The 20,370-nt window shown below is 45.4% G+C and carries 17 protein-coding genes and 1 tRNA gene; 11 read left to right on the plus strand and 7 right to left on the minus strand.

The genetic code is table 11. The features are described from left to right. Positions 1 to 88: 88 nt before the first annotated feature. The 8 genes from hemA (at position 89) to ybaK (ending at position 8,134) form a co-directional block, all read left to right on the plus strand. Positions 89 to 1,345: a glutamyl-tRNA reductase gene (hemA, locus tag J4N44_RS03645; RefSeq protein ID WP_005449251.1), complete on the plus strand. Its 1,257-nt coding sequence runs from the start codon at positions 89 to 91 to the stop codon at positions 1,343 to 1,345. Between the two features lie 29 nt (positions 1,346 to 1,374). Then, positions 1,375 to 2,463, plus strand: coding sequence for a peptide chain release factor 1 (prfA, locus tag J4N44_RS03650; RefSeq protein WP_005449249.1), 1,089 nt, complete (start codon positions 1,375 to 1,377; stop codon positions 2,461 to 2,463). Between the two features lie 3 nt (positions 2,464 to 2,466). Continuing rightward, positions 2,467 to 3,324, plus strand: a complete 858-nt coding sequence (gene prmC / locus J4N44_RS03655; RefSeq protein ID WP_252044854.1) for a peptide chain release factor N(5)-glutamine methyltransferase — start codon at positions 2,467 to 2,469, stop codon at positions 3,322 to 3,324. Between the two features lie 40 nt (positions 3,325 to 3,364). Continuing rightward, the gene (locus J4N44_RS03660; RefSeq protein WP_005449241.1) at positions 3,365 to 3,748 is read left to right on the plus strand and encodes a SirB2 family protein; all 384 of its coding nucleotides are present in this window, start codon (positions 3,365 to 3,367) and stop codon (positions 3,746 to 3,748) included. 5 nt (positions 3,749 to 3,753) lie between these two features. Next, the gene (locus J4N44_RS03665) at positions 3,754 to 4,563 is read left to right on the plus strand and encodes a SirB1 family protein (protein ID WP_005449240.1); all 810 of its coding nucleotides are present in this window, start codon (positions 3,754 to 3,756) and stop codon (positions 4,561 to 4,563) included. A 54-nt stretch (positions 4,564 to 4,617) separates the two neighbouring features. Beyond that, positions 4,618 to 5,469: a 3-deoxy-8-phosphooctulonate synthase gene (kdsA, locus tag J4N44_RS03670; protein ID WP_005449239.1), complete on the plus strand. Its 852-nt coding sequence runs from the start codon at positions 4,618 to 4,620 to the stop codon at positions 5,467 to 5,469. Between the two features lie 438 nt (positions 5,470 to 5,907). Further along, positions 5,908 to 7,569, plus strand: coding sequence for a bifunctional UDP-sugar hydrolase/5'-nucleotidase UshA (gene ushA, locus J4N44_RS03675; RefSeq protein ID WP_009696822.1), 1,662 nt, complete (start codon positions 5,908 to 5,910; stop codon positions 7,567 to 7,569). Between the two features lie 91 nt (positions 7,570 to 7,660). Beyond that, the gene (gene ybaK, locus J4N44_RS03680) at positions 7,661 to 8,134 is read left to right on the plus strand and encodes a Cys-tRNA(Pro) deacylase (protein WP_045488662.1); all 474 of its coding nucleotides are present in this window, start codon (positions 7,661 to 7,663) and stop codon (positions 8,132 to 8,134) included. Positions 8,135 to 8,198: 64 nt separating this feature from the next. On the opposite strand, the gene rluF is transcribed toward ybaK, so the two are convergent. From rluF to J4N44_RS03695, 3 genes are all read right to left on the minus strand, one after another. Continuing rightward, positions 8,199 to 9,308 carry a 23S rRNA pseudouridine(2604) synthase RluF gene (gene rluF, locus J4N44_RS03685; RefSeq protein WP_009696823.1) on the minus strand — a complete coding sequence of 370 codons (1,110 nt, stop codon included), beginning with the start codon at positions 9,306 to 9,308 and terminating at the stop codon, positions 8,199 to 8,201. 105 nt (positions 9,309 to 9,413) lie between these two features. Next, positions 9,414 to 9,995, minus strand: coding sequence for a DNA endonuclease SmrA (gene smrA / locus J4N44_RS03690; RefSeq protein WP_005449235.1), 582 nt, complete (start codon positions 9,993 to 9,995; stop codon positions 9,414 to 9,416). Positions 9,996 to 10,128: 133 nt separating this feature from the next. Continuing rightward, positions 10,129 to 10,269: a DUF3149 domain-containing protein gene (locus tag J4N44_RS03695; RefSeq protein WP_005382236.1), complete on the minus strand. Its 141-nt coding sequence runs from the start codon at positions 10,267 to 10,269 to the stop codon at positions 10,129 to 10,131. A gap of 260 nt (positions 10,270 to 10,529) precedes the next feature. Here J4N44_RS03695 and J4N44_RS03700 point away from each other — a divergent pair. Then, positions 10,530 to 10,606: transfer RNA gene (locus J4N44_RS03700), tRNA-Pro, on the plus strand. 718 nt (positions 10,607 to 11,324) lie between these two features. On the opposite strand, the gene J4N44_RS03705 is transcribed toward J4N44_RS03700, so the two are convergent. After that, positions 11,325 to 11,747 (minus strand): hypothetical protein, encoded by a 423-nt coding sequence (locus J4N44_RS03705; RefSeq protein WP_017188422.1) that lies wholly within the window; start codon positions 11,745 to 11,747, stop codon positions 11,325 to 11,327. 151 nt (positions 11,748 to 11,898) lie between these two features. Then, positions 11,899 to 12,774, minus strand: coding sequence for a TraB/GumN family protein (locus tag J4N44_RS03710; protein WP_252044855.1), 876 nt, complete (start codon positions 12,772 to 12,774; stop codon positions 11,899 to 11,901). A 458-nt stretch (positions 12,775 to 13,232) separates the two neighbouring features. Between J4N44_RS03710 and J4N44_RS03715 the strand changes: the two genes are divergently transcribed. Both J4N44_RS03715 and J4N44_RS03720 read left to right on the plus strand, forming a co-directional pair. Next, entirely contained in the window at positions 13,233 to 15,884 is a 2,652-nt protein-coding gene (locus J4N44_RS03715) for a beta-N-acetylhexosaminidase (RefSeq protein WP_252044856.1), read from the plus strand. A 450-nt stretch (positions 15,885 to 16,334) separates the two neighbouring features. After that, the gene (locus J4N44_RS03720) at positions 16,335 to 17,027 is read left to right on the plus strand and encodes an oligogalacturonate-specific porin KdgM family protein (RefSeq protein WP_005449231.1); all 693 of its coding nucleotides are present in this window, start codon (positions 16,335 to 16,337) and stop codon (positions 17,025 to 17,027) included. A 67-nt stretch (positions 17,028 to 17,094) separates the two neighbouring features. Here the strand turns inward: J4N44_RS03720 and J4N44_RS03725 are convergent, their stop codons facing one another. Beyond that, the gene (locus J4N44_RS03725; RefSeq protein ID WP_005449230.1) at positions 17,095 to 17,544 is read right to left on the minus strand and encodes a DUF411 domain-containing protein; all 450 of its coding nucleotides are present in this window, start codon (positions 17,542 to 17,544) and stop codon (positions 17,095 to 17,097) included. A 24-nt stretch (positions 17,545 to 17,568) separates the two neighbouring features. After that, positions 17,569 to 20,265 carry a heavy metal translocating P-type ATPase gene (locus J4N44_RS03730; RefSeq protein ID WP_252044857.1) on the minus strand — a complete coding sequence of 899 codons (2,697 nt, stop codon included), beginning with the start codon at positions 20,263 to 20,265 and terminating at the stop codon, positions 17,569 to 17,571. Positions 20,266 to 20,370 lie beyond the last annotated feature (105 nt).

Consider the following 20,370-nt stretch of genomic DNA (forward strand, 5'->3'; position numbering starts at 1 on the left):
ACAAATCCGGCTTACCCTTTCAATAAATGCGTGCTTACAGTAAAATTCTGAACCTATTTTATAACCGATCTCAGAGATACCACGTTAGATGTCCTTGCTTGCTATTGGAATCAATCACAATACAGCGTCTGTTGACTTGCGAGAGAAAGTGGCGTTCGGACCCGATAAATTGGGACCAGCACTTGAGCAACTCAGAGACCATGAAGCCGTCAATGGCAGTGTGATTGTTTCTACCTGTAACCGTACCGAAGTGTACTGCGACGTGAAGCAAGGAGCGCGAAATAAGCTTATCGACTGGTTAGCCCAGTTCCATCAAGTTAGTCAAGAAGACTTGATGCCGAGCCTTTATGTCCATGAAGAGCAAGCGGCGATTAAGCACTTGATGCGTGTTTCTTGCGGCCTTGATTCACTGGTACTAGGTGAGCCTCAGATTTTGGGTCAGGTAAAACAAGCGTTTTCTGATTCCCGAGATCATCAGGCGGTGGATGCGTCGATTGATAAGTTGTTCCAAAAGACTTTCTCAGTCGCAAAACGTGTTCGAACAGAAACTGATATTGGTGGTAACGCCGTGTCGGTGGCTTATGCTGCCTGTACATTGGCGAAACACATCTTTGAATCACTGTCTGACTCAACCGTACTGTTGGTTGGTGCAGGTGAAACCATCGAATTGGTGGCAAAACACTTAGCGTCGAACGGCTGTACTAAGATGATTGTTGCAAACCGAACTCGAGAGCGAGCTCTTGGTCTAGCAGAACAATTTGGAGCAGAAGTGATCAGCTTGAATGAAATTCCTGACCATTTACCAAGAGCAGACATCGTCATCAGCTCAACGGCGAGTCCTCTACCTATCATTGGTAAAGGCATGGTTGAGACCGCGTTGAAGAAACGTCGTCATCAACCGATGTTATTGGTCGATATCGCAGTACCTCGCGATGTGGAAGCTCAGGTTGGGGAATTGAGTGACGCTTACTTGTACTCGGTGGATGACTTACAGTCGATCATTGATAGCAACATCGAACAACGTAAAGTAGAAGCCATTCAAGCAGAAGCGATCGTTAGCGAAGAAAGCGCGGCATTTATGACGTGGCTGCGTTCACTTCAAGCTGTGGATAGCATTCGTGATTATCGCAAATCGGCCAACGAAATTCGTGAAGACTTACTAAGTAAAAGCCTACAATCATTGGCAACCGGTGCAGACCCAGAGAAAGTGCTGCGCGAACTTAGTAATAAACTCACCAACAAACTGATTCACGCTCCAACTCGCGCGCTGCAAAGTGCGGCAGAGCAGGGCGAACCAGCAAAATTAACGGTTATCCGTCAGACCCTTGGTTTGGATGATCTGTAACTCACGCTTTTTATTAAGAAAACGACACTATGAAAGCCTCTATTCTGACTAAGCTAGAAACGCTAGTAGAACGTTACGAAGAAGTTCAACATCTTCTTGGTGATCCTGATGTAATTGGAAATCAGGATAAATTCCGCGCTCTATCAAAAGAGTACTCTCAGCTAGAAGAAGTTACTAAGTGCTTCCAAGCGTATCAACAAGCGCAAGACGATCTTGTCGCTGCTGAAGATATGGCGAACGAAGACGACGAAGAAATGCGTGAAATGGCGCAGGAAGAAATCAAAGAAGCAAAAGAAACGATTGAGCGTCTAACTGATGAGCTACAAATTCTTCTTCTTCCAAAAGATCCAAACGATGACCGTAACTGTTTCCTAGAAATCCGTGCAGGTGCGGGTGGTGACGAAGCAGGTATCTTCGCTGGTGACCTGTTCCGTATGTACAGCAAATACGCAGAAAAGCGTGGTTGGCGTATCGAGGTGATGTCTTCAAACGAAGCTGAACACGGTGGTTACAAAGAGATGATCGCGAAAGTGAGCGGTGACGGCGCATACGGTGTGCTGAAGTTTGAGTCAGGCGGTCACCGTGTACAACGTGTACCAGCGACAGAATCTCAAGGTCGTGTTCATACTTCTGCGTGTACCGTAGCGGTTATGGCGGAAATCCCAGAAGCGGATCTGCCAGAAATCAAAGCAGCAGACCTAAAAATCGATACATTCCGTGCATCTGGCGCGGGTGGTCAGCACGTTAACACCACGGATTCTGCAATCCGCATTACCCACTTGCCAACTGGTACAGTAGTAGAGTGTCAAGACGAGCGTTCACAGCATAAGAACAAAGCAAAAGCGATGGCAGTACTTGCTGCTCGCATCGTTCAAGCAGAAGAAGAACGTCGTGCAGCAGAAGTTTCTGATACACGTCGTAACCTATTAGGTTCTGGTGACCGTAGTGACCGTATCCGTACTTACAACTACCCACAAGGTCGTGTTTCTGACCACCGCATCAACCTAACCATCTACCGTTTGAACGAAGTGATGGAAGGTGACCTGCAAAGTTTGATTGATCCTGTGGTTCAAGAGCACCAAGCAGACCAACTTGCGGCGCTCGCAGAGAACAACTAATCGATGAGCCAAGTTCAATCTATTGAGCAAGCGCTGAAAAGTGCGACGGCAATATTGACTGAAGGCGGCAAAGAGTCGCCTTCTCTCGATGCAGCCGTACTTCTTTGCCATGTCCTTGGCAAACCAAGAACCTATCTTCTGACTTGGCCTGAAAAAGCATTGGACCCCGAGCAACAAGCTCAGTTTGATGCGTTATTGGCTCGTCGTATCACGGGTGAGCCTGTGGCTTACATTATCGGTGAACGCGAGTTTTGGTCTTTACCTCTTAAAGTCTCTCCATCCACATTAATTCCAAGACCGGACACGGAACGTTTGGTTGAAGTTGCATTGGATAAAACTTACGAGCAGACAGGACCAATCCTTGATTTAGGCACTGGCACTGGGGCGATTGCATTGGCATTGGCGTCTGAGTTACCCAAGCGCCAAGTGATGGGGGTTGACCTTAAACATGAAGCGAAAAAGCTCGCAGAGTACAACGCATCGCAGTTAAACATCAAAAATGTGACTTTTGATCAAGGTAGTTGGTTCGAACCTATTGCCAGCGGAACAAAGTTTGCTTTAATTGTCTCCAACCCACCGTATATCGACGAAAAAGATCCACATCTCGCGCAAGGTGATGTGCGTTTTGAGCCAAAATCGGCACTCGTTGCGGATGAGAATGGCTTGGCGGATATTCGCCATATCTCTGATCTTGCTCGTCAATATTTGGAAGAAGATGGGTGGCTCGCGTTTGAACATGGTTATGACCAAGGCGAAGCTGTTCGTGAGATCATGACTCATTTTGGTTTTGAACAAGTAGTCACGGAAAAAGACTACGGCGGTAACGACCGAGTGACACTTGGTTGTTACAAGCCTTCATAATAACGAGCAAGTCAGCAGTAACTTATAAAAGAGAAATGAAATGTACGTAGCTCTAAAACACATTCACTTAGTAACGATCGCATTGAGCGCGACGCTACTATCGATCCGATTCGTATTGTTGATGATGGATTCTCCAAAGCGCAACAACCGATTCCTAAAAGTTTTCCCACATATTGTTGATACCGCGTTACTCCTTTCCGGTATTGGTCTGATCATGGTGACAGGCTTTATTCCATTTACGGATGCAGCGCCTTGGTTAACCAACAAGATCACTTGTGTGCTTGCGTACATTGCTCTTGGTTTCTTTGCTTTAAAGATGGCAAAGAACAAGCTGCTGAGAATTTTCGCCTTCTTTGGTGCTCTAGGCTGGCTAGTGATGGCCGCTAATATTGCCGTATCTAAAAATCCAAACTTATTTGGGTAATCTTCATGCTTGAGTTTTTTGACGAAGATTTTGACAACATGGCGTTGGTGGAAGGCGCGTTAGAACTGAACCACTCCATCAATCCAGACACTAATGTGCATTGGGCAAAGCAAGAATTAGAACGTCTTTATAAAGAGGCGGAAGCTATTCTGGTTCACGAGACGGACGAAGAACAACGTTTTGATTCGTTTCTCCGTTTGTTCTTTTATGAATGGGGCTTTAAAGGCGACGATCAAGAGTACTTTATCTCTGACAATAGCTTCATTGATAAAGTGTTGGAGCGTAAAAAAGGCATTCCCGTTAGTTTGGGGGCGGTCCTACTTTACTTGGGGAACCGACTTGGTTTTCCGATGAAAGGCGTGACCTTTCCGACGCAATTTTTGATCAAAGTAGATTGGATGCACAAAACGCCGGACTACATTAATCCATTTAACGGTGAATACGTCGGTGAGAAAATCCTTCAAGCTTGGCTGATTGGTCAAGAAGGTCCACTTGCAACCTTGAAGCCTGAGCACTTTGAAGAAGCGGATAACCCAACAGTAATAGGTCGTTGGTTGGCATTAATTAAAAGTGCGATGTTGCGTGAAGAGCGTTATACGTTAGCACTACGGTGCACCAACCTTGCGCTGACTTTCGTACCGGACGACCCATACGAGATTCGTGACCGAGGCTTTATCTTCCAACAATTGGAGTGCCATCAGGTAGCGGTTTCAGATTTTCAGTACTTTATTGACCAATGCCCAGACGATCCGGCATCAGAGCTACTAAAATCACAAGTTAACGCGATGAGCGAAAAGCACGTTACGCTTCACTAAATTTTATCGGCATGCTGAAAGCGGCGTGTTGAAGACAGACAAAAGAGAATCAAAATGGAACAGAAAATCGTTAATATTGGCGACATTCAGGTTGCTAACGACAAGCCATTCACCCTATTTGCAGGTATGAACGTTCTTGAGTCTCGTGATCTTGCTATGCAGATCTGTGAGCACTACGTAAAAGTAACCGACAAACTTGGCATCCCATACGTGTTCAAGGCATCGTTCGATAAAGCAAACCGCAGTTCTGTTCATTCATACCGTGGTCCTGGTCTGGAAGAAGGCATGAAAATCTTCCAAGAGCTGAAAGACACGTTTGGCGTGAAGATCATCACTGATGTTCACACTGAGGAACAAGCTCAACCTGTCGCTGATGTGGTTGATGTTATCCAACTTCCTGCATTCCTAGCTCGTCAAACTGACCTTGTAGAAGCAATGGCGAAAACAGGCGCGGTGATCAACGTTAAAAAACCTCAGTTCATGAGCCCTGGTCAAGTAGGTAACATCGTTGAGAAGTTTGCTGAGTGTGGTAACGAAAACATCATTTTATGTGAGCGCGGCTCTTGCCATGGTTACGACAACCTAGTGGTTGATATGCTTGGTTTTGGTGTCATGAAGAACGCATCAAAAGGCAGCCCAATCATTTTTGACGTAACGCACTCGCTACAAATGCGCGATCCGTCGGGCGCGGCATCTGGTGGTCGTCGTGAGCAAACCGTTGAACTTGCGAAAGCGGGTCTAGCAACAGGCATCGCAGGTCTGTTTATTGAAGCGCACCCGAACCCAGATCAAGCTCGCTGTGATGGTCCGTCTGCACTGCCTCTAGATAAACTTGAGCCATTCCTAGCGCAAATGAAGTCACTAGATGACCTAATTAAGAGCTTCGACAGCATCGATATCAAATAATCAGTTTACTGAATGTTTGTGGGAAATGGTCAGCCAATGTGCTGACCATTTTTGTATTGGCATATTCATTCTGCCAAATTATTCTTTTGTCGCTTCTCGCTTCTCGCTTCTCGCTTCTCGCTTCTCGCTTCTCGCTTCTCGCTTCTCGCTTCTCGCTTCTCGCTTCTCGCTTACCAATTGCATTGAAATACCTGCCAATATCACAGCAAAACGATTGCCTGTGAATGGGTCTATAATCTGTTGAAACGTAGCGTCAGAGTTGCAGTTGTTAAAATAGTCATTAGTGATCCATGCATCATAATTATGAAATCAATATGTTAGCGTGCAATTCTTCCTATAAACTACGTCAAGTTTTAGCGCTCTTAATTATATGGACGGAGCTCCTTTAAAGGGTTAAGAGCGTCTGCAGTGGACCCCAGACGATAAAAAGGTAAAACAATGAAGCAACGCCTGATTGTAAAAACCGCTTTGAGCGCGGCGATTCTGGCAACTCTTGCCGGATGTGCAACGCAACCAGCACATGAATGGAATGAAGATACAACATACAAACTGACTGTACTGCACACGAACGACCACCACGGTCGCTTCTGGCAAAACAAATACGGTGAGTATGGTATGGCAGCTCGCAAGACATTGATCGACGAGCTACGTACAGAAATTCAAGCAGAGGGTGGCAGCGTTCTTCTACTGTCAGGCGGCGATATCAATACAGGTGTTCCTGAATCAGATCTGCAAGATGCGGAACCAGATTTCAAAGGCATGAGCAAAATTGGTTACGACGCGATGGCGTTGGGTAACCATGAGTTCGATAACCCACTTGACGTGCTATTCAAGCAGCAAGAGTGGGCTAACTTCCCAATGCTGTCTGCGAACATTTACGATAAGGAAACCGGTGAGCGCTTGTTCCAACCTTACGCAATGTTCAATAAGCAAGGCATCAAGATTGCCGTGATCGGTCTAACGACAGAAGACACAGCAAAACTAGGTAACCCAGAGTACATTGGTCAAGTTGACTTCCGTGATCCGAAAGAAGAAGCGAAGAAGCTGATCGCTGAGCTAAAAGAAACTGAGAAGCCAGACCTTATCTTTGCAGTGACACATATGGGTCACTACGAAAACGGCAACCGTGGTGTGAACGCTCCGGGTGATGTTGCATTGGCTCGCTACCTAAATGAAGGTGATTTGGACATGATTGTGGGTGGTCACTCACAAGAGCCTGTATGTATGGAAGGTCCAAACGTTATTAAGAAGAACTTCAAGCCGGGTGAAGAGTGTAAACCAGATGAGCAAAACGGCACTTACATCGTACAAGCGTACGAGTGGGGTAAGTACGTTGGTCGAGCTGATTACGAATTCCGCAACGGCGAATTGTCTATGGTGAGCTACGATCTGATCCCTGTGAACCTGAAGAAGAAGATCAAAGTTGATGGTAAATCTCAACGCGTGCTTATCCAAGATGAGATCGCGCAAGATGAAGCTATGCTTGATTTCCTACGTCCTTACCAAGAAAAAGGTCAAGGCAAGCTAAACGTTAAGATTGCAGAATCCAATGGCAAACTGGAAGGTGATCGTAATGTGGTACGTTTCCAACAAACGAACCTTGGTCGTCTGATTGCAACAGCACACATGGAGCGTGCGAAAGCAGACTTCGCTGTAATGAACTCAGGTGGTGTTCGTGATTCAATTGAAGCGGGTGACATCACGTACAAAGATGTGCTGACCGTTCAACCATTTGGCAACATGGTTTCTTACGTAGATATGTCTGGTAAAGAAGTACTAGACTACCTAAATGTTGTTGCAACGAAACCTGTTGATTCTGGCGCTTACGCTCAGTTCGCTGGTATTTCAATGACTGTTGAGAATGGCAAAGTAGCAAATGTATTTATCGGTGGCAAACAGCTTCGACTTGATGGTGAGTACCGCTTTACTGTACCAAGTTACAACGCTTCAGGCGGTGACGGCTACCCGAAAGTTAACACTCACCCAGGTTACGTAAATACAGGCTTTACGGATGCTGAAGTACTGAAAGAGTACCTAGAGTCACACAGCCCAATTGACGTAAACGAATACGCGCCTTCAGGTGAGATGGTTTACAAGTAAAAAGCGATTGACTCAAAGTCGCTGATACCATTAACTTAAAGCGCTGCTCCTCACTAGGGGCAGCGTTTTTTGTTTTATAAGGAGAATCTTGATGACTCCGGCCATTAATCTTGCGAAAAAGAAAAAAGTTTCACACACCATTCACCAATATGAGCATGATCCCAGAGCAGACAGCTACGGATTAGAAGCTGCAGAAGTATTGGGACAAGATCCAAAGAAAGTATTTAAGACTTTGCTGTTTTGCTTAAACGGCGAGCCTAAGAACCTTGCCGTTGCGATCATTCCTGTCGATCAAAAATTGAACCTAAAATTGGCTGCGAAAGCTGCGAAAGGTAAGAAAGCGGACATGGCAGATCCTGAAATTGCTCAAAAGACCACAGGTTATGTTGTGGGTGGAATCAGCCCATTGGGGCAGAAGAAAGCGCTGCCTACTTTTCTGCATGAAAGTGCAACGCAGCAAGAGACGATCTGTGTGAGCGCAGGTAAGCGTGGTTTAGAAATTGAATTGGCACCCCAAGATTTGTTGAGTCTAACACGTGGTCAATTTGCTCCTCTTTGTCTGTAAATACATGACCAATAAAAAGGACGCTGATGAGCGTCCTTTTTTGATCTTGTGATGGAGCGAATGGTTACTTCTTCAGGCTCAACGTGCCGCCTGTGCGTTTCGTTGGTTTGCTTGGCTTCGCTGCATTTGGATTCATGTAATGCTGCTTAGGCTTGCTCGGTGATTGAGGTTTATTGTGATCACCTTGAGGCTTACTGCGTTCACCTTGTGGTTTCGCTTTGTAGTGCTCTTTTGCAGGGCGTGCATTCTCATCATCACGTTGGCGACGTTTTTGCTGACCTTTTTTAGAATTTGGCGCATGTCGGAATTCATCCGCGTTGTTACCACGGAAGGTACGTGTTTTTTGGTTACGGCGTGCCGTTGAACCTTGGTTTTCTTCGCGGCTATCAAATAGCTTGGCATCGGTCGCTTTACGAATGTTACGACCTTTAGAATCTGTCTTTGACGCTTCCTCTGTGCCCACTGAACCTTCACACATTGCTAGGATCTCTGCCACTTCATCGTCACTCAGGTAACGCCATTTACCATTTGGAATGCCATCAAGTGAGATGTTCATGATGCGCACGCGACGCAGTTTAAATACTTCGTAGCCGAGCGCTTCACACATACGACGGATTTGACGGTTCAAACCTTGCGTTAACACGATGCGGAAAGAGAATTTGGTTTCTTTTGTTACCTGACAAGGTAGCGTGACTGTATCGAGGATTTTCACACCGCTCGACATCTGTTTTAGGAATTCGCCAGTAATAGGCTTATCAACACGCACCACGTATTCTTTTTCGTGGTTGTTACCTGCACGCAGAATCTTATTTACGATATCGCCATCGTTAGTCAGAAAGATCAAACCATCTGAGGGCTTATCCAGACGACCGATAGGGAAGATACGCTTTTTATGACCGATGAAATCAACGATGTTGCCCGGGATGTCGCGTTCAGTTGTACAGGTGATGCCCGTTGGTTTGTTCAACGCGATATAAATCGGTTTTTCTTTTGCTGCAACAGGGTTTCCATCGACACAAACGTCATCGCCTGGAAGTACTTTTGTTCCCATTTCTGGTTGTTGACCATTAATGGTGACACGACCTTGCTCGATAAGACGGTCGGCTTCACGACGTGAGCAGAAGCCCGTTTCGCTGATGTATTTGTTTAAGCGTTTTGCGTTGTCTTGTGACATGTTGGTCTCCTAACGTTTCACAACGGCGGTTAATAAAGGTTGTCTTGCCGCAGTTAATTGCAGCAAGACAAGATAAGGTCGGGCATTCTAGCACCGAGATTCGAGTTAGCCTAAACGTTTTTGATGACGTTCACGCGTCTCCATTTTCTTTTCAGCACTCTTTCTTAATAGAACGTAAACGGCGCCGCTGCCACCGTGGAATCGTTGTGCACTATGCACGCATTGCACTTCACGGATCTGTTGTAACCAACTGCTGACGAAACTTTTCATTAATGCTGGTGGATTAGAGCGCTCGCCACGACCATGTACGATCACGACGGTACGGATATCCATCTCAATACATTGCTTGAGGAATTTGACTACTTCGTCACGTGCTTCTTTCAGTGTCTTACGGTGCAGATCAAGTCGAGCTTGAATTGGGTATTTACCAAGGCGTAGTTTGCGGTATACACCATCTTGTACACCATCCCGTTTGAACTCGATAAAGTCATCGGGTTTGAGCATTTCTGCATGGTCAATCGACAGGTACTCTGGGTCGTCTTCAGTAAGCCAAATTGCGGCTTCGCGTTTCGCCATCTGAGCGTCCGTCACTTGGTGCACTTTTTTGTGCTCTGCAGTATCGTGGTCGATAGGCTTTACGTCGCCCATCATCTGTTGAAACAGATCAAAATCGTCGTCTTGAGACATAACGGCAATCTCATAAAGAACAGGGTAGGAATAGTAAGATTATATCAATGAGTAGTGCATTGAGATCAAATAAAAAACCGGAGCAGGCAAGTAACCAACTCCGGTGCAAAGCGTTTCTAGAGCTAAGCGAGATCTAGTGAGGAGATTTGTCGTTCATAATCTTGTAAATGAAGAAACCGCCGTAAAACAACATCAGACCAATTGCCCCAAAGATTACTATCATTGACGATAGTCCCACCGCATTACCAAATAGGAGATCAAGCCAAAAGTCCATACGTTTCCTCCAAGATATTTCCGACATGGATAACGTTAATGGGTGGTGTTTTTTTGCACACTGATCTGGATCAATTATGTTGCCAAGGTTAATAAACTGTGTTTTATTGTGGGTTCTTAGTCACATTTCACGTGCTAGTGTTCAGTAAATCGTCAAACGAATTAAGACATTACGTTTTTTTGTAAAAAGCGCTTGCGTCTAACTAAAGAATCCGTAATATACGCATCCGTTGACGGGGATAAGTCCTCAGTTAAACATCTCGGTGAATAGCGCAGCTTGGTAGCGCATCTGGTTTGGGACCAGAGGGTCGGGGGTTCGAATCCCTCTTCACCGACCACTTTCAGAAAGCCTGCTCAATGAGCAGGCTTTCGTCGTTTTAGCGGTCGCAAATTTGGCTTTGATAGTAGTGAACCAAATGGGGTTCGCCTGAAGTTAGAATATGGCTCTTCACCGACCGTATTAGAGAAAGCCGTAGCAGAAATGCTACGGCTTTTTTGCGTTTTACGGCTTTTTGAATCGAGAACGCTTCGCTTCGGGAACAGACTCTGCTCTTCGAGATGCGAGAGAAGGAACGCTTTGAGGCAAATCAGCTTTCATCAACTGGTAAATGAAAACGTAAGAGATCCCCAACTCGCTCGTCCCTCGCTCTTGAGGATGACGAATAAAAAGCACTGAATTCAAAGGCGTCATTCCCGAAAGCGACGAAGGAGTGCAGTCGGGAATCTCTCAGTTAGGAACGCTACGCTCCGAGAGGCGGGAGCGTTTCACTTTTGGAATCGAGAGGTACTCGTTGAGAGTATAGGAAAAGGTATTTTTATTAAGGAGGTGTTGACGGAACTTGTTCCTAGAAAAGCAAAATAAAGTCGAATCCCGAATCCCGAATCCCGAATCCCGAATCCCGAATCCCGAATCCCGAATCCCGAATCCCGAATCCCGAATCCCGAATCCCGAATCCCGAATCCCGAATCCCGAATCCCGAATCCCGAATCCCGAATCCCGAATCCCGAATCCCGAATCCCGAATCCCGAATCCCGAATCCCGAATCCCGAATCCTGTTACTTCACATCACAACTAATGTCTTTAATCGGAGTTTCGGACGTCGTGAAACAAACGTAAGCCGTTTTTGGATGGTTTGGACCGATTTTAATGTACCCAGCTTTTAGCTCATCTTCATCAAAAGTAGCGGAATGAGACTGACCAGTTTTGCCATCAAAGTAAGTAGCTTCAAAGTTCTGGTTCATCATATGAGCGACGCGGTTACGAGTATGGGCGGTTGAAAAAGTGATGTTTGCACAACGCATCATAGGCTTTTGGTTAATGAGAAACTGTCCACTTTCTTTATCCAAAACACCGCCTTTTGTATCCGGCGTAATATCAATAGGTTGGAAGTCTTCAATCGTACAAGACGATTTTGCATGGGCAAGCGATGGCAATAGTAGCGCGCTAGCAAGGCATAATAATGAGGCTTTGAACGTCATAAAGGCTCTTATCAAATTTGAAGTTGTTTAAGGATTGACTCGATAGTATCCAATAGGTGACCGCATTTGTCAGCGTGATGTAAGCGTCATTTGCCTACAAATACAACACGATAAGTAGATGTAAGCATACCAGCAAATGGAGCTATCTTCTTTATCCAATATCGCAGTCTGCTTTGTGAGTTTTTGCTAGTGGTTTGACAGTGAAACCGCGTTTTTCTAATAGTTCGATTACATTGTCTTTACCTACTAGATGTAAGCTGCCTACCACCACGGTGTATTTACCGGATTTTTTCGGTAGTACACTACCTGTATCGAGTTTCTGAGCCCAGTCGCGGTTACGGGAATAGAGAAAGGCGTCATTGAACTCATCACTTGATTGTTCACTCGCCGATGCTGCTTCAAGTGAGCTACCATCGCCGCTCTTCCAACTGTCGATTAAGCATTGTACTAGTTTGTCGCCACCGTCATATTCTTCAATAGAAGAGAGCAGAAACTCTTTACCGCCATCTTTTTGTCCTGTGATTAAGTCCAATTGGAATTGCACACTCTCCAAAGCAAGTACTGGTACTTTTTGTTGGTCAGCTAAGTTAATTAGGTGCATGTCTACACCTTGATCAGACGCGTAACCAAGTTTGTTCACCAACATTAATTGGATTGTCAAAGCCGCAGACCATGGCGGTGCATTGAGTAACTGTGCTTCTTGTAGACCTAGGTCATTGGCTATTTCAGCAAGATGTTTGCGCTGTGTTTTATCTAAAACATCCCTAGCGTGAAGCGAGGTTTCCGGGTAAGTCACCCCTTCTGTATTTCGAATGTCTGCTTCGATGATTAAACCATTACTGTTTGTCAGGAACCGAGTCACAGCTTCTGGTAATGGATACATGTTTTTATCGCCGACATGTACAGACCCGATAATCATGTATTCCGTCTCGCCCTTCTTTGCCAGCCAGTGTTGTGGTTCGGCTTGAACAGAATAAGAAGTAAAAAAGACGATCAGAGATGACATCACGGACAAGAGTCGAAACATATTTTGCTCCTCGAATTCAATAAGCACTTTATCTATAACATGGTTCGGCAAAATCGTCATTTTTTAAAAAATTGACGAGTTTTAACGGCTAGGAAATGAGAGGTAATTCACGAAAGTGTTTCAATTGAGTTTGTTGTTAATGGTTCACTTAATAACCAATAGTGATCAGAATCCTACAAAATCAGTCGAAACCCATCGATATTCGTGATTGAGATCGCAACAAACTCGTCAAAAAAAGTTAGCCGCTTTTAACGTCAAGTTTAACTTGTTGAAATTATTATGTTTATATTTTTGAATGCTTGGCTTAATTTGAGCCAGATCACTTCTTAGTTTTATTAATTTTACGCTTAGAAATAACTGCTTGTATGTTGAATGCAACTGTTAAGCGCCTCGCATTTAGGTGCTCACCATTTTTAATAAATGTCGTTTTGAACCACTGACTTTTTGGGGAAAGTAAGATGTTGAAACATAGTCTGATTGCTGCTTCTGTTATCGCTACATTGGCAGGCTGCTCTTCACTACAGAGCTCTGAGCAACAAGTTGTAAACTCACTGGCTGATAACCTTGATATCCAATATGAAGTGTTAACTAACCATGGTGCTAACGAAGGTCTTGCGTGCCAAGATATGGGCGCAGAATGGGCTTCTTGTAACAAAGTAAACATGACGCTTGTTAACCAAGGTGAAGCTGTTGACTCAAAAGATTGGGCTATTTACTTCCACAGCATTCGTCTGATTCTGGATGTTAACAACGAGCAGTTCAAAATCTCTCGTGTAACGGGTGACCTACATAAGCTAGAACCAACAGATAAGTTTGACGGCTTCGCTGCCGGTGAAGAGGTTGTTCTTCCATTGGTTGGTGAATACTGGCAACTATTTGAAACTGACTTCATGCCGGGTGCATTCGTTTCTGCTCCAAACGCAGAACCTAAGATGATTGCTTCTCTGAATACTGAAGATGTTGCGTCTTTTGTGACGGGTCTTGAAGGTAATAACCTAAAACGTACACCAGACGACAACAATGTATTTGCAAACGCTGTGTCTCGTTTTGAGAAAAACGAAGACCTAGCAACACAAGACGTATCAACCACGTTACTACCAACACCAATGCACGTTGAAGCGGGTAAAGGCAAAGTAGATATCGCGGATGGTATTGCGTTGCCTAAAGACGCATTCGATGCGACTCAGTTCGCAGCGATTCAAGATCGTGCAGAAGTGGTAGGTGTGGACGTTCGTGGTGATCTTCCTGTAAGCATCACTGTTGTTCCTGCAGACTTCACCGGTGAATTAGCAAAATCTGGTGCTTACGAAATGAGCATCAAAGGCGACGGTATTGTGATTAAAGCGTTCGACCAAGCAGGCGCTTTCTACGCAGTACAATCTATCTTTGGCCTGGTAGATAGCCAAAATGCTGATTCTCTACCACAACTGTCTATTAAAGATGCGCCTCGTTTTGATTACCGTGGTGTGATGGTGGATGTGGCTCGTAACTTCCACTCTAAGGACGCAATCCTTGCAACGCTAGACCAAATGGCAGCGTACAAGATGAACAAACTTCACCTTCACCTAACCGATGATGAAGGCTGGCGTTTAGAAATCCCGGGTCTGCCTGAGCTGACAGAAGTGGGTGCTAACCGTTGTTTCGATACACAAGAGAAAAGCTGTTTACTGCCTCAGCTTGGCTCTGGTCCAACGACAGACAACTTTGGCTCTGGCTACTTCAGCAAAGCAGACTACGTGGAAATCTTGAAATACGCGAAAGCACGTAACATTGAAGTGATTCCAGAAATCGATATGCCAGCTCACGCTCGTGCAGCAGTAGTTTCAATGGAAGCTCGTTACGACCGCCTAATGGAAGAAGGTAAAGAAGCTGAAGCGAACGAATACCGTCTGATGGATCCTCAAGATACATCAAACGTAACGACGGTTCAGTTCTACAATAAGCAAAGCTTCATCAACCCATGTATGGAATCTTCAACTCGCTTTGTTGATAAGGTGATTTCAGAAGTGGCAGCAATGCACCAAGAAGCTGGCGCTCCACTAACAACTTGGCACTTCGGTGGTGACGAAGCGAAGAACATCAAGTTAGGTGCTGGTTTCCAAGACGTTAACGCAGAAGATAAAGTAAGCTGGAAAGGCACGATTGACCTGTCTAAACAAGACAAGCCGTTTGCACAGTCTCCACAATGTCAGACGCTAATCACAGATGGCACAGTCAGTGACTTTGCTCACCTACCAAGCCACTTCGCGGAAGAAGTGTCGAAGATTGTTGCTGAGAAAGGCATTCCAAACTTCCAAGCTTGGCAAGATGGTTTGAAATACAGTGACGGCGAAAAAGCGTTCGCTACAGAAAATACTCGCGTAAACTTCTGGGACGTTCTTTACTGGGGCGGTACTTCGTCAGTGTACGAGTGGTCTAAGAAAGGTTACGACGTGATTGTTTCTAACCCAGATTACGTGTACATGGATATGCCATACGAAGTTGACCCGAAAGAGCGTGGTTACTACTGGGCAACACGTGCAACGGATACTCGTAAGATGTTTGGCTTTGCACCAGAGAACATGCCTCAAAACGCAGAAACTTCTGTAGATCGCGATGGCAATGGCTTTACTGGTAAAGGTGAAATCGAAGCGAAACCTTTCTACGGTCTATCTGCACAACTTTGGTCTGAGACAGTACGTAACGACGAGCAATACGAGTACATGGTATTCCCTCGCGTCCTCGCTGCTGCTGAGCGTGCATGGCACCGCGCTGACTGGGAAAACGACTACAAAGTTGGTGTTGAGTACTCGCAAAACTCTAATCTAGTTGATAAAGCATCGCTAAACCAAGACTACAACCGCTTTGCGAACGTACTTGGTCAACGTGAACTGGCTAAGCTAGAAAAATCAGGTATCGACTACCGCCTACCAGTACCAGGTGCAAAAGTAGAAGATGGTAAGCTAGCAATGAACGTTCAGTTCCCTGGCGTAACGCTTCAATACTCTCTGGATGGTGAGAACTGGTTGACTTATGCAGACAACGCTCGTCCAAATGTAACTGGTGAAGTCTTCATCCGCTCGGTATCTGCGACAGGTGAGAAGGTAAGCCGTATCACTAGCGTGAAATAATAGTGCTCAGTATTCACTAAAATCATAGTTCCTTACTCAAAGCCCTCAACTTATGTTGGGGGCTTTGTTTATTTTTCTTCGGAAAATAAGCGTGATCAATGTCTAATTATTTTTTATTGATAATTAAGTTTCTAATTTAGGGTGTCTGTCATAGTGTGATCTGGATGTGTATTTAACTGTCAAATAAAAGGGGAGATATGCCTTACTTCACACTTTATTTTTTTGACGAATTTTTAGTTTTTATATCAACCCACTGTATTTAATAAACTTTTTTTATTTTCGAAAATCACGATTTGAATTTGATCACTGTTTTAAACGATTTATTTTTCAATGCGAATTAAATTGCGCAGTATTGCCGTCGCCAGGGAGGCACATCCCAAAGTATGTGATGAGAGGCAAGTGATAGCCAAAAAACTCGTCGCATAACGTGAACAAATAAAGGCAGTAATTATGAAAAACGTTTTAGCACTAAGTGCACTTTCTCTTGTTTTCGCTTCAAGCGCTTTCGCGGGTTCATCTTATGTAACTGGTAACATCCAATTCCACGATGACGGTCGAATTCACGGTTCAGACATGACATCTACGCTAGAAGCGGGTCATACGTTTGATAACCAATTCGGCGGTCTTACGGTTTACACTGAGTTTGATGGTATTCAGCTAGGCAAACTAGAAACTGAAAATGGCGGCGCAGGCAACACAACGCCAGCCATCACTGTAGGTGGTGAGCAATCTTTCAATATCACTGATCATCTATGGGTTGCTGCGGGCTACCAACACCTATTCTCTGCGGGTGAGAGCATCCAGTACCGTCCACTTGTAAAGATCGGCTACAACTTTGATAACGGCATCTCATTGAGCAACCGTACTCGCGCGCACATCGATGCAACGTCTGCAGACGCGAAAACAGACTACCGTATGGATAACCGCATTGGTTACGTAATGAACGAAGATGTGACTTTGAGCTACAACAACGTTTACATGATTGAAGCAGAAACGATGGACCACGAGCTACGTGCAACATGGACTCGTAAGGGCGTTCAGCCTTACTTCGAGTTCCGTAGCCAAGCACACGGTGCGGAAAATGCGGCGGGTGATAGCCTAGTGAACAACGCATTCGTATTTGGTGCGTCTTACGGCTTCTAATTAAAGAGTTTTGTCTTAACTGTCCATTAAGAAAAAGCCCAGCGGTATGTCTCGCTGGGCTTTGTTTTTACTGGTCGTTGCCTTTGTGGAAGCGGTATTCGTAAACCTGACCTTTGTCGTTGTAGGCGTAGACGGCGTAACTGTCTTTTTTATCGCCATACTCCATACCCGGTGATCCCATAGGCATGCCGGGTACCGCAAGGCCTTTTGCGTTGCGAGGTGGGTTTTCTAAAAAGGCTTTAATGTCGTCAGCAGGAATATGACCTTCAAATACGTAGCCATTAATTTCTGCGGTGTGGCACGAGTAAAGCTGTTCATTCTTGATGCCCAAGTCGCGTTTAACCGCGTTCATGTCATCGTGTAGTTTTTCTTCGACGGTAAAGCCGTTCTCTTCCATGTGTTTCGTCCATTCTCCACAGCAGCCACAGTATGGCGATTTGTGGTTGATGACATCAGCGGCTAATACGTTCGCCGATGTGACAGCAAGCATTGTAAAGGTCAATAGTTTCAACTTCATAATATCCTCTATAAGAAGTGTCGCTTACTTAATGGTAAACAGTCGTAGTCGATTTGCATTACTCACGACTGTGATTGAAGACAGTGCCATTGCTGCGCCAGCAACAACAGGACTGAGTAGGAATCCGAATGCTGGGTAGAGCACGCCAGCGGCGATTGGAATACCCAACGAGTTATAAACAAAGGCACCAAACAGGTTTTGTTTCATGTTCTTCAATGTTGCACGAGACAGTTCGATGGCATGAACAATTGCCATTGGTGATGTATTAAGAATCGTCATTTGTGAACTTTCGATCGCCACATCACTGCCGCTGCCCATTGCAACGCCGAGATCGGCGAGGGCGAGAGCGGGTGCGTCATTAATACCATCACCAATCATGGCGACGGTTTGTCCTTGTGATTGTAGTTGTTTTATATGTTGCGCTTTCTCATCTGGCATCACCTGAGCAATGACTTCATCAATGCCTAATTCGTTGCCGATGGCTGTCGCTACGTGTTGATTATCACCAGTGAGCATCACTGTGTTGATACCCTGTAATTTTAGTGCAGTGACTGCTTGTTTGGCATCAGATTTAATTGGATCAGCGATGGCAATTAAACCAATCAGTTCGTTGTTGAGGGAAATGGCAACCGGTGTCCATGCGTTGTTGGCACAATCTTGAATGGCTTGCTCCATCGCGGAAGTATCTACCTGCTCTGTTTGCATAAACTGCAATGAACCAATCAGCAGTGGTTGTGCTTGGTAAGTTGCAAGAATGCCGCGACCGCGAATGTTTTCAAAAGCGTCCAACTCGATATCTTCAGCCGCATTTTCCTTAGCGTAATCACACACGGCTTTTGCTAATGGGTGCTCAGATTGACGCTCTGCTGCGTATGCTAATGCTAACAAGTGTTCTTGGCTGGTGGCGTGAGTAAATACTTGCTGCACACTGGGTTTGCCCTGAGTTAACGTACCTGTTTTGTCGAATACGACGGTGTCGACTTTGCTCGCCAATTGCAGTGCGTCTGCATCTTTGATCAAGATACCCAGTTCTGCGGCTTTGCCCACGCCTACGGTGACCGACAATGGTGTTGCTAAGCCCAGAGCACAAGGACAGGCAATAATCAGTACAGTCGTCGTTACCACAAGCATGTAGCTGGCTTTAGGTTCTGGACCTACTGCGAACCAAACCAAAGCAGCAAGGATTGCGATACCGACAACCACAGGGACAAATACAGAAGAAATCTGATCCGCTAATTTGGCAATTGCTGGCTTACTGCTTTGTGCGGTGCGCACCATACGGATAATACGCGCTAGCATGGTATTTGCGCCGATGCCGGTGGCTTCAATAATCAGAGCGCCATCGGTATTTAGTGTGCCCGCAGAGACTTGAGCCTCTTGCGCTTTTAACACGGGTACGGGTTCACCAGTTAGCATAGATTCATCAATGTACGATTCCCCCTGAATCACGATACCATCAACGGGCACTTTCTCACCCGGTTTGATGCGTAGCTTCATGCCCAACGTGATTTGCTCAACCGCAATTTGCTGATCGCCATTTTCAGTAATGACGGTGGCTTGCTGAGGTTGTAGGTTAATCAGAGCTTGCAATGAGCGTGTTGTATTTGCCTTTGCTTTTGCTTCTATATAGTGACCAAGAGAAATCAGACCGACGATCATCGCACTTGCTTCAAAGTAAACATGGCGAGAGGCGAGTGGGAACCAATCAGGAAAAATCACCACAAGCATTGAATAGAACCACGCGGCACCAGTACCTAGGGCAACTAAAGTGTCCATGGTGGCACGTTTGTGAGTGGCTGCTAACCATGCGTTAGTAAAGAAGTGCTTACCTGCTGTCGCCAGCAATAATAGACAGAGAATACCTATCGCACCCCAAACCATTTGATCACTGGCATCTCGGATAACCATGTTGCCACCAAATACCCCCCAGAGCATCAATGGTGCACCAACGACTAAGCCTGCGATAGCATCAAGTTTAAAGCGCTTTTGTTGAGCAAGTTGCTGTGCTGCTTGTTTTTCTTGTTGCGTTGCTGCGTCTTGAAGGATTTCTGCTTGATAGCCCGCTTGTTTTACCGACTCGATGATGGCTTGATGAAGCATTTCACTATCTTGGTTTGCAAATACTAACGCGCTCTGCTCTGCAAGATTGACCTGTGCTTTCTCTATGCCTTCGACATTAGTGAGTGCTTTCTCGACCGAAGATACACAGCTGGCACATGTCATGCCTTGAATCAGCATCTGTAGCTGAACATTGGCAGATTCGGGTTGGTTACGATCGAGATGCGCTTCTTTTATTGCGGGCGTTATTTGCTCTGTGACTTCTTCTTTAGCCTCGATAGTCTCGATGCTAGCGGTATAGCCCAATGTCGCAACGAGATCGATCACTTGCTGCTCAGAGAGTAGGGTTGTGATGTCAAGTTGTGTTGTAGCGGCTTGGAATGTAATGACGTCTTGATTTGATTCTAATAAAGAAGAGAGCTTTTTCACGCAGCCACCACAGCTCAAACCCGTCAAATGGAATTGATATTGGTGACCGGCGCGGTAGCCCAGCGATTCGATGGATTCGATAATAGAAGAGAGTGAAGATTCGGTTTTCACCTCTACCATCGTCGGGGACAAATTAATGATCTCAACACTGTGATTGGCATGTAAAGCTTTCTCAACTTTTCTCGCACAGCCCATGCAGTTGAGTCCCGACATAGGTACAACAAACTGATACATAATTTGTCCTCAATAATAGTAATGTGCAGAGCATAAACCTTCCTGCAAGGGGAAGGTCAAGCTTTTCGACGCGAAACAAATTCGTCAAAATCCACTTTATTGAGC

The sequence above is a fragment of the Vibrio sp. SCSIO 43155 genome, from assembly GCF_023716605.1.
Lineage (GTDB): Bacteria > Pseudomonadota > Gammaproteobacteria > Enterobacterales > Vibrionaceae > Vibrio > Vibrio harveyi.